Source organism: Mucilaginibacter sp. KACC 22063, assembly GCF_028736115.1.
GTDB lineage: Bacteria > Bacteroidota > Bacteroidia > Sphingobacteriales > Sphingobacteriaceae > Mucilaginibacter.
Genome location: NZ_CP117877.1, coordinates 3,372,403 through 3,385,841 on the forward strand (window position 1 = coordinate 3,372,403; position 13,439 = coordinate 3,385,841).

The following is a 13,439-nucleotide window of genomic DNA, read 5'->3' on the forward strand; positions in this document are numbered from 1 at the left end:
GTCACAAAAATGATCAATCCATATAAAAAGCAAATTATAACAGCCCTTTCGGTAGGGTTGTTATTTGCTTCGTGTGTTACAAAAAAGTACCAGCAGCCGGCGCTTAACACCAGCAATGTGTACCGCGATACCACGATAACCGATTCAACCAACATAGCTAACCTGCCGGTTAACCAGCTTTTTACAGATACCGTTCTGCAAAATCTTATTGCCGAAGGTATCCGTAACAACTACGACCTTAAAACGGCTATACAGCGTATTAATGAAGCACAGGCTAATTTACGCCAGGCAAAACTTGCTTATTACCCAAGTTTATCGGGTTCTGCACAAGTTACGAGGGCAAAGCAATCTGCAGCAGGGTTAAACTTTCCACCAGAGTTTGCCAATTCATTTAACTTAACCACCACTACCTATCAGCTTGGTTTATCGGCAAGCTGGGAGGCCGATATCTGGGGTAAAATGAGCAGCAGTAAACGTGCTGCCCTGGCCAGTTTGCTACAAAGCGATGCTGCAAAAAGAGCTGTGCAAACTCAATTAATTTCTGATATTGCTAATAATTATTACAGCCTGCTTGCCTACGACAAGCAACTGGCCATTACCGAGCAAACAGTAAAAAACCGAATTAGCGATGTAGAGACCATGAAAGCTTTAAAAGAAAGTGCTGTGGTTACGGGTGCTGCGGTTGTACAAAGCGAGGCTAACCGTTATGCTGCCGAGGTTACTATCCCCGATTTAAAACGCAGCATCCGCGAAACGGAGAACACCTTATGTATTCTGCTGGCACGGGCTCCGGGTACCATCAAACGCACCAACCTGGACGATCAGAAGGCTTATACTAACCTTTTGGTTGGCGTTCCATCTCAATTATTAAAAAACCGTCCGGATGTTCAGGAAGCAGAATTTGCGTTCAGGAGCGCGTTTGAGAATACTAATCTTGCACGCACCTACTTCTACCCTTCCTTAACCATAAGCGGAGAAGGCGGTGTTTCTGCATTAAGGGTAAAATCGTTGTTTGAGCATTCTATCTTTTACAACGTAGTTGGCGGTTTAACTCAGCCTATCTTTAACAGAGGAGAGAACAAAGCCAGATTACGCACTGCTCAGGCTCAACAGATAGAAGCATTTTACAGCTTCCAGAAATCGTTTCTTACTGCCGGACAGGAAGTGTCAAATGCTTTATATGCTTATCAAACTGCTGTTGAAAAAGAATCATCACGAGCAAAACAGTTAGAAGCTTTGCAAAAAGCTGTAGACTATACCAAAGAGTTGCTTAAATATAGCTCGGCTACTAATTATACCGATGTACTTACATCTGAGCAAAGCTTACTTGCGGCGCAGTTAAGCAGTGTTAATGACAATTTACAGCAACTACAGTCTGTAGTAAATCTTTACCGCGCACTTGGCGGCGGTTGGAAACAATAATATGCAATTAAGCTAAAAAAAGGCGCAGCAGGTAATACTGCTGCACCTTTTTTTGTGTAGTAGTTATTTGTGGGGAACAAGCCATTTAGCAAACAGAATATTTATCAGGATCAATATCAGCACAGCTATAGCCCATATAAGAATACCTTGCTTTCTTGTGTTGCGCTTATTTCTTATAGCCATTGGTTAAACTTTTTAATGAACCACGATTTAATTAACTGGGTAAGTACACAGTAGCTAATCAGGATACCTATTAACCACGGGAAATAGCTTAAAGGCAGAGGCTGCAAGCTTAACGCAGGCGCCAGTGGTGAGAAAGGTAAAGCGATACCAATTAGCATAATTAACAAGGTAAGCGCCAGTACAGGTGCCGCAGCCCAACTTTGTATAAAAGGTATTTTACGGGTACGGATCATGTGTACGATCAAGGTTTGAGACAGCAGGCCTTCTATAAACCAGCCGCTCTGGAACAGGCTTTGATGCTCGGGAGAGTTTGCTTTAAACACAAAGTACATTACAGCAAACATGGCATAATCAAATATTGAACTGATTGGCCCTATATAAAGCATAAATTTGCTAATCCCCCTGGCATCCCATTTTTGCGGCTTCTCAATAAACTCCTGGTCCATACTGTCCCACGGGATGGATATTTGCGAAATATCGTAAAGCAGGTTTTGCACCAACAGCTGTATAGGCAGCATAGGCAAAAACGGGAATAAGGCACTTGCCCCCAGCATACTGAACATATTGCCGTAATTACTGCTGGCTGTCATTTTGATATATTTGATGATATTACCAAAAGTGCGCCGCCCATAAATAACCCCCTTGCGCAGTACCATTAGATCTTTTTCGAGCAGAATGATATCCGCACTCTCTTTGGCAATATCTACAGCAGTATCAACTGAGATACCCACATCTGCATCACGCAGTGCCGCTGCATCATTAATACCATCGCCCATAAACCCTACCGTGTTTCCCTGCTCTTGCAAAAGCTTAACAATGCGCGACTTTTGAACAGGACTTAGTTTAGCCAGAATACTGGTAGCATTCAGCCTGATTTTCAATTCATCATCCTCAAGATGCTCTATCTCGGTACCCAGCAATATATTTTGCACAGGGATCCCTACATCCTTACATATCTTTTTAGCAACTATCTCGTTATCTCCTGTAAGTACTTTAATCTCTACGCCCAAATTATGCAGGCTTTCTATAGCAGGTTTAGTAGATGGTTTGGCTGGATCAAGAAAACCAATAAAACCGGTGAGGATTAAATTACTTTCATCAGCCACGGTGTAGGTAACCGGGCGTTTATCCGTTTCCTTTACAGCAATAAGCAGCACACGCAGTCCTTCTTCATTTAGCTTGCGGGTGGTGTTAAGCACTGTTTTGCGCATATTTGCATCCATTGGGATAACCGCATCACTATGGATTTGCAATTGGTTATCCTTACCGGGGTCAAAGGCATGGGTACATAATTCCAGCATCTCTTCAACAGCGCCCTTACAGATCAGCAGATGCCGGCCATTATCTTCCTCCAAAACAACCGACATACGGCGGCGCTGAAAATCAAAAGGTATTTCGTCTATTTTCTGATAGTGTTCACCTTGGGTAAAGCATGCGTGCTCATCTGCATGTTCTAAAACCGCGATATCCAGCAGGTTTTTTAAGCCGGTTTGATAATAACTGTTAAGGTAAGCCCATTTCATTACCTCGTTATCTTCAGCGCCGAAAACATTTAAATGCCTTTCGAGCACAATTTTGTCCATAGTAAGGGTACCGGTTTTATCGGTACACAAAATATTCATGGCACCAATATTCTGTATGGCGTTTAACCGCTTAACGATCACCTTGCGCTTGCTCATATTCCGTGCACCTTTAGCCAGGTTGGCGGTAACTATCATGGGCAGCATCTCAGGAGTTAAGCCTACGGCTACAGAAATACCAAACAACAGGGCTTCAAACCAATTACCTTTAGTAAAGCCGTTAACAACAAATACCAATGGTACCATGACCACCATGAACCGGATGAGCAGCCAGCTAACTTTATTTACCCCTTTATCAAAACTGGTTTCAGCCCGCTTGCCAGTAATAGCTTTTCCGATACTACCAAAATAGGTTTGGCTACCTGTATTTACAACTACAGCCGTTGCTGCGCCGCTGATTACATTGGTACCCATAAAGCAAATGTTTTCCAGGTCGAGCAGGCTTATTGCTTTATCGCTGACCACGCTTTCCCTCTTCTCCACCGGCAGCGATTCGCCTGTAAGCATGGCCTGGCTTACAAACAGGTCTTTTGAGTGTATAATCCGGCAGTCTGCCGGGATCATATCTCCGGCGCTAAGGTGAATAATATCACCAGGCACCAATGCTTTTAAATCTATTTCAGCTTTGCCGTCTGACTGCCTTATCACTGTTGCCGTGGTTTTCACCATGCTTTTCAATGTTTCGGCCGCTTTGTTGCTTGTAAACTCCTGCCAGAAACGCAGCAGCGAGCTTAGGCTTACCATCACCACAACAACAATTACGGTTTTGTAACTGCGGTCGGCAGGGGCTGCCATCAATACATCTGTAATAAAAGAAACTGCCGCCAATATGATCAGTACAGCAATAAACGGATTAAGGAAAGCTTTAAAAAGCTGCACGTACCAGGCTGGCGCCTTTTCGTGCGCTATTTCGTTAAGTCCGAACAAGCGCAGCTTACCGCCTATTTCATCGGCATGCAAACCGCCTTCGTTTGTTTGCAGCAGGTCAAATAATCCGCTTTGATCGTTCGCAGAAGCATCGCGCAATTTTTTAGCCGCAAGGGCATCGAGGCCTGCTGAAGATTGCTGGTTGCTGATCTTTACCTTTATATCGTTAAGAGTCATGATAGTTTAAATGAAGAGGTTATTAAACAGGATATTATTGGCCTACAGCAGGCATTAATTATTTTCTGATTCAGTATGCAAAATGCAAGGGATGGCAAAGCTTGACAGGTAACTTTGCACAAGCCGAAGCCTCGTTTTGCCTTTGGCATTTGTGATTAAAACTGTTTCAGAGAAAGGCTTTTGAGGGAATGTCCCTGATTTTTTTTCTTTACGCATAGCAAATAGTATTGTCCTGCCAGGCAGGATCGCGTAAAGATTTACTGATGCTGCTTAGCGGAGGGGATTAATAAATTGAGATTGACTACTCGGACCTGAATCCATTTTTTATTTTTGTTTTTAACGGTGGCAAAAGTAAGGCACCTAAAGTAAAAGCACCTTTAGAAAACCCTTATAAAAAAATTAGAATTTTATTAGAAAAAGAAATTACTGGTGCGGAAGTTTTACCGTAAATGTAGTGCCCTCACCTAATACAGAATGTACATTAATGGTACCCTGGTGAAGTTCAATGATTTTTTTTGACAGCGAAAGGCCTATCCCGTTACCCTTTAAATGCTGACTGCTTTCGCTTCTGTAAAAAGCGTTAAAAATATTTTGCTGGTCTGCTTCTGCAATGCCTACACCATTATCATGGACGTGAATAATACTGTCGGTATCGTTATAACTGATGGAAACATTACATTCATGGCCGGACGAAAACTTACAGCCATTCTCAATAAGGTTCATCATGGCAACCTTTAATAGATAAGTGTTCCCCATAAGGGTAAGCTGCTGCTCATCGTCAATATCTTTTTCAAAAACCATATTGACTTTGAATGATGGATGGTTGTGCAAAACATCACTGCGGGCATCAAGCAATACTTCGTCAAGCCTTACCCGCCTGAAAGAGATCTTAGTTTGGTCATAATTAGCCTTTGCAAGATCCAGCAGGCTGTTAGAAAGCCTGACCAGTTTTTGCCCATCACTTATGGCATGCGCTATTGACTCTTTATAAAACAGGTTATCGCGCTCTTTTTCTATGGTTACCTGCAACTCGGTCAACATGGCCGTTAAAGGGGTACGCAGTTCGTGCGATATATTCGATACAAACTCCTTTTGGGCATCAAAAGAACGCTCCAGCCTGTTAAGCATGGCGTTAAATGTTACTGCCAGTTCGGTAATCTCGTCCTTACCATTACCTTCGTTCAACCGCAGATCGAGATTAGTAGCGGTAATCACCTCTACCTTTTTTACCATATCAGCAACCGGCTGCAATGCTTTAAGCGCAAAAAACTGGCTGGCAAAATAAGTAAGGATGATTACTACAAAAAATGTGATGATAAGCGTGTAGACCAGATTGTTGAGCTTGGCGTACCCTTGCCGGTCATCTGCTGCTGCGGTAATTACATATAGCTGCCCTTTGTGCCTGTATAAAAAGCCCACAACCTGTAAGCTACCCTGATAAAACCGGATCTCCTTATCGGTAATTATCTGGTGAATCATTTGGGGTGTTTCTTTCACCTTATCAATTTCTACCGCATCATGGTAAAGCAGGTGGAAAGACGTGTTGTAAATGGCCACCTCTTCCTGGAAAAGTGTATTTTCTGCATTACGGTAGATCAGTTGTAAAACCGATGGCGTTACCTTAGCATCAAGCAGCAGGTTAGCCTTTGTAATAGCGGTATGATGCAGAAGATTATAATATTCGTCTTCACGGTCTTTTGCCAGCGACCAGTAAATAACAAGAGAAAAAAACAGCAGAAGGCCCGCTATGCCAGCAGTAAATAAAACGGTTAAACGATTGCGTATCGTCATTTTTCTTCTCTGAAAATAAATCCCATACCGGGTTTAGTATGTATCAGTTTAATATCGTAATCGCGGTCTATTTTTTTACGCAGGTAGTTGATATATACATCAATAAAATTGGTACCTGTATCAAAGGTGGTTTCCCATACCTTTTCGCTGATCTCCGAACGGGAAAGAACACGGTCGCGGTTACGCATCATGTATTCGAGCAGTTTAAACTCTTTAGGGGTTAAAGTGATCTCCTTCCCGTTACGGTGCACATTTTTAGTATGTGTATTCATCACCAGATCGGCAATTAGTAATACACCTCCAATTTCTGACCGACTTACCGGCTGCTGCCTTTTTGCCAACGCCCTCACCCGTACTTCAAGTTCACGAAAATCGAATGGCTTAACCAGGTAATCATCGGCTCCTGCATCAAAACCTTCCACCTTATCATCAGTAGTTCCTAAGGCCGTTAGCATAAGTACCGGCACTTCCGGCTTTTGCTGCTTTATATGCTTGCAAAGATCAAGGCCATTAATCTTTGGGAGAATAATATCTGTAATGATAACATCGTATTTTTCCTGAAAGGCGAGTCTTTCTCCCAAATTCCCATCATAAGCTACGGTAAGCTGATAGCCACTTTCTTCAAGCCCGCGTTTAATTACGGTAGCCAGGCGGTCGTCGTCTTCAATAAGCAGAATGTTATACATATTTATGACGATAAAGTTAAGCACAAATTGCATATCGCATATATAAACTGCACAACCAGTGCTGTTGATAAGCAAAACAATCTGCTGATAAATTGTTGTTTAAGCCAACCTGGTAACAATATTTAAAGCCGTACAGGGTTAAATATTTTATCAGATACTTAATAACTAAACCAATGCGTTACCTGAAACCCTTCATAACAATATTACTGATCAACCTAATTGCAAACTCCCTTATTGCGCAAAGTAACCAAACCTGGTACAGCTATTATGACGCGCATAAGGAATTAATCGGCTATAAAGATGCGCAGGGCCACATCAAAATTTCGGCACGGTTTACACAGTTTACACAAGCAAAGGTGTTTAAAAGCATTATTGCTGTAACTGAACAGGATAACCAACACGCCTATTACCTGCTCAAAAATGGAAAGCATGTTGGTAAAGACAGTTTGTATGTATGGGATTTCACCTACGATTGCGAACAGGAAGGCAAGATCAGGTTTCGCGATCCTAAAACTGATAAAGTAGGTTTCTTTGGCACAAACGGCAAGGTAGTTGTTCCTGCAAATTATAATGATGCACGTCCTTTTTATAATAATATAGCCGTAGTATTATACAAAGGTAAACGTAAGTGTATGGATGGCAGCCAATTTGATCCTAAGCACCCCTGCGAACATTGGTATTGGGATGGCATTACAGGCCTTATAGACGATAAAGGCAACCTGATAGCTGACCATATTGACTTTGACAAGCTGAACACTATCAACTGGTATTCACTTAAAAAAAGCAATGTGCCTGCCGATACTAACTTGTATGTTTCTATAAAAGCCAATGACGGCAGCTATTACACCTTTGTTGATTACGAAAAGGAATTTAAAACATGGTTTTATGACAGGTATTTAAAAGACCAATCAGCCAATAACCTGTTTAATATTATTTGTGTAGAAGGTTTATGGAAAAATGAGATCAGAAAATTTGTCGACAAAAAAAATTTTAGTAAGAACTATGATAAAGCGTTGAGCAGGAAATTACAAAATATTATGTCTGGCAAAGTTGAAACGCAGATAATGAGTGAGAGCCTTAACAACTTTATTTATACGCAAAGCCAGTTTAAGCCCTATTATACCGATAGCGGTGAAGGTAACGCCGCCAGGTATCCGTTATTTAATGTAGTTACAACAAACCACAGCGGCAAAAATGGGAACAGCTATCAGGAAACACTTTCATTTTTACGCACAGCCAATGGCTACAAACTTATAGCTGTGACCTGGAAAAATTTGCTATAGCTTACTCATGATGAGTATAATATATCTTACTTAAGATTACATCAAATCAACAATATTAATAAAGCTGTCAAACTGTGCTAATAAACGAAATCGGTAAATTAGCAGACTAACTTGCTGTTAGTTTTACAATGATGGAACGAAAGAACATTACTGCGGAGAATGAAGATATAGCCCATTATCTTGATCAATTATTCCCACAATTTGAACCGGTATTAAAATTATTTTTGGCAGATAATGCCAGCTTGATGACAGTGCCTGCCGGTACACAGATTATGCGCACCGGGCAATATATCCGTACGACAATTTTGGTTCTGAAAGGGCGGGTTAAACTTTATCGTGAAGGTAACGATGCTGAAGAGTTTTTCATGTATTATTTAGAGCCCGGTAATGCCTGTGCCCTATCCATGATCTGTGCTACCCGCCAACAAGCCAGCGAGGTGATGGCAAAAGCTGTTGAAGACACATTATTGCTGAATATACCCATAGCACTGATGGATGATATGATTAAGCAGTTTAAAACATGGTACTATTTTGTGCTGGAAACTTACCGCTCAAGATATGAAGAGCTTTTAGTAGTAATTGATCATGTTGCTTTTAAAAACATGGACGAGCGGTTGTACCATTACCTGGCTAATCAATATGAGAAATTACAAACCAGGGAATTGCGCTTAACTCATCATGAAATTGCCGCTGACCTTAATTCGTCAAGGGAAGTGATTTCCAGGTTATTGAAAAAACTGGAGCAACGAGGGGATCTAATGATAAACAGAAGCTATATAAAATGGCTAAAATAGCATGGTATAAACAGCCATTTTAGTATGAATAGACTGAAAATATTATTAAACCGAAAAAATGCTGTTAATATCATCCTGATAGTATTTGCTGCTGTTTTAATTATCAGCCCAAAAGCAAAGGCATTAGTGATTAAGGCAATGCTTAAAACAGGCCTTATGCCGCCACCTACAGAAAGTATTGCTGCAGATAAAAGCCTATCCACCCTACCAGAGATTGTACTAAAATCTTCGGATGGTAAAATATTGGAAACAAGCCGGCAAAGGGGTAAAGTTTTGATTATCAATTTCTGGGCAACATGGTGCCCGCCTTGTATAGCCGAAATGGGATCAATAAACGAGATGTATCTGCATTACAAAACAAACCCAAAAGTTTTGATAATACCTGTAGATGTAGATAGTGACTTTAAAAAATCATTGGCGTTTATGAAAAATCGCCAGTATAGCCTCCCTGTTTATCAGCTAACTTCAAACTTACCGCCTGGTTTCATTTCAGATGCTATACCCAATACAATTATTGTAAACAAAAACGGAGCAATTAAGGCCAAACATGAGGGTGCCGCTGATTATGCCGATAAAGCTTTCTACAACTACATTGACAGGTTAATCGCTGAATAAGCTTTAGTGAGGGAGCTTATTTTTAATAATGCCATATAAATAGGTACCGCACAGGGCGCCAATTACAACTACAATCATTGTTACATATCCATAACCAATATTTACAAACATTGGCCCCGGGCATGCGCCAACTAATGCCCATCCTAAACCAAATATTAAGCCGCCAAGCATATATTTGGTCCATTGCTTGTCTTTGGTTGGTATGGTAATCGATTCACCATTTACATCCCTTAGCTTCGTCTTTTTTATCATATAAACGGCTAACATACCCAGCACAACCGCAGTACCGATAATGCCATACATATGCAACGACTGAAACCGGAACATTTCCTGAATACGGTACCAGCTTACAGCTTCTGATTTTACCATTACAATGCCGAACATTATACCGGCAACAATAAACTTCAATCCTTTCATAATCTTAGAAAATCAGGGGGAATAAAAGATGGGTCATAATAAGGCCGCCCACAAAAAAGCCGATTACAGCCACTAAGGAAGGCAATTGCAGGTTGGATAACCCACTGATGGCATGGCCTGATGTGCAGCCGCCAGCATAACGGGAGCCGAAACCTATCAGCAAGCCACCACTAAGCATGATGATGGCGTTTTTTAAATTTAAGGCCTTCAACCCGAACAACTGTGCAGGCTCTAATTGGCCATCGAACTTAATTCCGAGCTTTTTGATATCAGTAATGGTTGCTGCTGATAATTGCAAAGGCTGATTGTTTTTAAGCAAAGTACCGGCAATAAAGCCTCCAACAATAGCACCGAAGAGAAACAACAGGTTCCACTTTTGTGTTTTCCAGTCGAAATCAAAAAAAGAGGCTCTTTTGCCTGCTCCTGCTATGGTGCAAATTGTGCGCAGGTTTGAGGAGAATCCGAAAGATTTGCCGAAGTATAATAATGCAACCATTGTAGCGGCTATAACAGCGCCAGATATATACCATGGCCACGGTTGCTTAAGTAATTCAATCATATTTATTTAAAAATCAAATTCAGTACACAATTATATTAAAGTGGTTGGACATACGTAATCAGTTATCTTAAAACACCCGGATTCTTTAATAGCTTTAAAGCCGCCTTTGATGTCTATAAGATTATTGTATCCTCGGGCACGCATAATAGAATTAAAGATCATTGAACGATACCCACTTGCACAATGGATATAATACGTCTTATCTTTATCTAACGCGCTAAACTTCTCATTTATATCATTTAAAGGCATTACCTGCGCACCCTCTACATGCTCTGAAACATATTCCTGATATTTACGCACGTCCAGAATGTTTACATTCTCTCCTTTGCCAATCTTATCGGCAACTTCATTCGGGCTTAGTGAAATTATACTGTCAGTTTCTTTGCCTGCCCGCACCCATGCACTAACGCCACCATTTAAGAAGCCCACAGCATGATCATATCCTACCCTTGCCAAACGGGTAATTACTTCTTCCTCACGCCCTGCATCAACAACCAACAAAATAGGTTGTTTAATATCCGTTATTAACTCGCCTACCCAAGGTGCAAAACTACCATCAATACCTATGTTGATCGAATTAGGGATAAACTGACTGGAAAAGTCTTGTCCGGCACGTGTATCTAAAATTAGTGCTCCTAATTCATTAGCTGCTGCTTCAAATGCGTCTGGAGATAACGGTTCCAGGCCGTTGCTTATTACCTGATCTATGGCCGCATAGCCTTGTTTATTCATTTTAACGTTTTCGGGAAAGTAAGCAGGTGGTTTATCAAGTCCCCGGGTTACTTCTTTAATAAATTCATGCCGGGCCATACCGGCGCGTAAAGCATAGTTGTATTTCTTTTGGTTGCCCAGTGTATCTGTAGTTTCCTTGCTCATGTTTTTACCGCAGGCTGATCCGGCTCCATGTGCCGGATATACAATAACATCATCAGGAAGGGGCATAATTTTGTTACGCAGCGAGTCGTAAAGTGTTCCGGCTAATTGTTCCGTAGTCATATTGGCAGCTTTCTGAGCAAGATCAGGACGGCCAACATCGCCAATAAATAATGTATCACCTGAAAATAGTGCTGTTTCTTTACCGTTTTCATCAATAAGTAAATAGCAGGTGGATTCCATGGTGTGCCCTGGTGTATGTAGTACCCTGATCTTTACTTTACCGAGTATTAATTCTTCACCATCTTTGGCATGATAAGCTTCAAAAGCTGTTTCAGCGGTAGGGCCATAAACAATTTGCGCACCTGTGTTACGCGCCAGATCAATATGTCCCGATACAAAATCAGCATGGAAATGCGTTTCCAAAACGTATTTAAGTGTTGCACCGCCACGCTTTACACGTTCTATATAAGGCGTTACCTCACGAAGCGGATCAATTACCACAGCTTCGTTTTCAGATTGAATATAATAAGCACCTTGTGCCAGGCATCCAGTATAAATTTGTTCAATAATCATAACCGTATATTTTTACAAAATTTGAGTTTTAGTCTGCCAATTTGAGTGACATTTATCACACTTCAGATTTAATTTTTAAGTATTAATTCTTTAACGATAATATAAATACCCATTACCAGCACAAACCAGCCAAAACCTTTTTTAAGCTTGCTACCGTCAATGCTCTTACCTATGTAGCTTCCAACAAAGATTCCTGCTACTGCTATCGCGGTAATGCGGAACAGCAACAGCCAATCAATATTAAAATGACCAATATCTCCCGCAAACCCGATTAAAGAATTTAGCGCTATAATTAATAAAGATGTTCCCACGGCCTCTTTCATAGGTAGGCCTACCAATAACACTAATGTAGGTATGAGTAAAAAACCGCCTCCGGCCCCAAGCATACCTGTTGCCAGCCCTATCCCTACTCCATAACCAAGCAGTTTTAAAACATTTAACTTTTTACTGCCTGGCTCAATTTTATTTCGCTGGCTACCGTTGCTAATCATGGCACTTGCCGCGAACACCATCAGTATAGCAAATAATACCATTGTTAAAATATTTGATGTGAGTTGGAAATTCCCCACAACAAGTATTTGTTTAGGTATTAATGGAATGATAAACTTTCTGGTAAGAAATACGGTGATTATAGAGCTTGTACCGAATAATAAAGCCGTTTTAATACTTACAAATCCCTTACGGTAATTATTTATTGCCCCTACCAAACTGGTTGAACCAACGATAAAAAGGGAATAAGAAGTTGCCAGTAACGGTGTGGTTCCAAAAAAGTAAACCAGTACGGGCACAGTCATTATGGAGCCACCGCCCCCAATAAGGCCAAGAGATATTCCAATCAACGCGGATGCAAAGTAAGCTATCGTATGCATTATATATGTGTTTTAAAAGTTGACCTTACAAAGGTCGAAACACCTGCATACAGCAACGGTGACATTAGTCACCGTTGCTTATTAAAATAAAAAAGATTGAACAGCCTTCTTAATGGGCATTTCCTCGCTGCAAGCTCAAAGTGTTCTCTACGCTGCGCAGCTCTCGTTTAAAATTAGTAATAGTTGCCATGCCTGTTATAAAACATACAAGGCTTAAACCTAAAATAGATAAATCAACAACTTGTGAATGATAAAAGAAGGTAAATGCAAAGGCAAAAGCGGCGAGTAAAAAAGCGCCCAATATGGTTTTCACTTTATTGAAAGTCAAATGGTGAGTGGAGATCAGTTGCTCGCAATTTGAGCTACTGAGGCCAGCTCTGCTTCGCTTATAATATGATCTATCATAAACTTTAACAAAACGCCGCATCATAGCACCCAGCATTATAAAAAGACAGCCGATAATTACAGTGGCCCACATATCTGATTTTATAATCAGGTCATTAAAGTTTTTTGTAACTGATAATATAACCAGCAGCAGGTCAAATACAATTATAGTTTGAAGCAAGGCCAGGTGCCCGTGTATGGTTTCGTTTAAAACTTTGTATTGTTTTCTTTTTGCATGACGAACATCATGTTGGTCATAATTACTTCCATCAGTTTCCATGATCTTAGTTTTTGACACTGATC

12 protein-coding genes are annotated in these 13,439 nt (G+C 40.9%); 4 read left to right on the forward strand and 8 right to left on the reverse strand.

Going from position 1 to position 13,439, the window contains the following annotated elements; all coding sequences use genetic code 11:
- Positions 1–9 precede the first annotated feature (9 nt).
- Positions 10–1,422 carry an efflux transporter outer membrane subunit gene (locus PQ461_RS14560; RefSeq protein WP_274206256.1) on the forward strand — a complete coding sequence of 471 codons (1,413 nt, stop codon included), beginning with the start codon at positions 10–12 and terminating at the stop codon, positions 1,420–1,422.
- A 173-nt stretch (positions 1,423–1,595) separates the two neighbouring features.
- Here PQ461_RS14560 and mgtA read toward each other — a convergent pair whose 3' ends face one another.
- The 3 genes from mgtA to PQ461_RS14575 form a co-directional block, all read right to left on the reverse strand.
- Positions 1,596–4,289, reverse strand: a complete 2,694-nt coding sequence (gene mgtA, locus PQ461_RS14565) for a magnesium-translocating P-type ATPase (RefSeq protein WP_274206257.1) — start codon at positions 4,287–4,289, stop codon at positions 1,596–1,598.
- Positions 4,290–4,712: 423 nt separating this feature from the next.
- Positions 4,713–6,080 (reverse strand): sensor histidine kinase, encoded by a 1,368-nt coding sequence (locus PQ461_RS14570; RefSeq protein WP_274206258.1) that lies wholly within the window; start codon positions 6,078–6,080, stop codon positions 4,713–4,715.
- A complete protein-coding gene (locus tag PQ461_RS14575; RefSeq protein WP_274206259.1) occupies positions 6,077–6,766 on the reverse strand; it encodes a response regulator transcription factor in 690 nt (229 codons plus the stop codon). The genes PQ461_RS14570 and PQ461_RS14575 overlap by 4 nt, the downstream gene beginning before the upstream one ends.
- Before the next feature lie 173 nt (positions 6,767–6,939).
- On the opposite strand from PQ461_RS14575, the gene PQ461_RS14580 reads away from it, so the two are divergent.
- The 3 genes from PQ461_RS14580 to PQ461_RS14590 all read left to right on the forward strand — a co-directional run bounded on the left by PQ461_RS14580 (position 6,940) and on the right by PQ461_RS14590 (position 9,458).
- Positions 6,940–8,049: a WG repeat-containing protein gene (locus PQ461_RS14580; RefSeq protein WP_274206260.1), complete on the forward strand. Its 1,110-nt coding sequence runs from the start codon at positions 6,940–6,942 to the stop codon at positions 8,047–8,049.
- A 128-nt stretch (positions 8,050–8,177) separates the two neighbouring features.
- Positions 8,178–8,843, forward strand: coding sequence for a Crp/Fnr family transcriptional regulator (locus PQ461_RS14585; RefSeq protein ID WP_274206261.1), 666 nt, complete (start codon positions 8,178–8,180; stop codon positions 8,841–8,843).
- A gap of 24 nt (positions 8,844–8,867) precedes the next feature.
- Positions 8,868–9,458, forward strand: coding sequence for a TlpA family protein disulfide reductase (locus PQ461_RS14590; protein WP_274206262.1), 591 nt, complete (start codon positions 8,868–8,870; stop codon positions 9,456–9,458).
- A 3-nt stretch (positions 9,459–9,461) separates the two neighbouring features.
- Here the strand turns inward: PQ461_RS14590 and PQ461_RS14595 are convergent, their stop codons facing one another.
- The 5 genes from PQ461_RS14595 to PQ461_RS14615 all read right to left on the reverse strand — a co-directional run bounded on the left by PQ461_RS14595 (position 9,462) and on the right by PQ461_RS14615 (position 13,416).
- The gene (locus PQ461_RS14595; protein ID WP_274206263.1) at positions 9,462–9,875 is read right to left on the reverse strand and encodes a YeeE/YedE family protein; all 414 of its coding nucleotides are present in this window, start codon (positions 9,873–9,875) and stop codon (positions 9,462–9,464) included.
- A gap of 4 nt (positions 9,876–9,879) precedes the next feature.
- Positions 9,880–10,434, reverse strand: coding sequence for a YeeE/YedE family protein (locus PQ461_RS14600; RefSeq protein ID WP_274206264.1), 555 nt, complete (start codon positions 10,432–10,434; stop codon positions 9,880–9,882).
- Between the two features lie 30 nt (positions 10,435–10,464).
- Positions 10,465–11,883, reverse strand: coding sequence for an MBL fold metallo-hydrolase (locus PQ461_RS14605; RefSeq protein ID WP_274206265.1), 1,419 nt, complete (start codon positions 11,881–11,883; stop codon positions 10,465–10,467).
- 68 nt (positions 11,884–11,951) lie between these two features.
- Positions 11,952–12,752, reverse strand: coding sequence for a sulfite exporter TauE/SafE family protein (locus PQ461_RS14610; RefSeq protein ID WP_274206266.1), 801 nt, complete (start codon positions 12,750–12,752; stop codon positions 11,952–11,954).
- 109 nt (positions 12,753–12,861) lie between these two features.
- Positions 12,862–13,416 (reverse strand): hypothetical protein, encoded by a 555-nt coding sequence (locus PQ461_RS14615; RefSeq protein WP_274206267.1) that lies wholly within the window; start codon positions 13,414–13,416, stop codon positions 12,862–12,864.
- Positions 13,417–13,439: the final 23 nt, after the last annotated feature.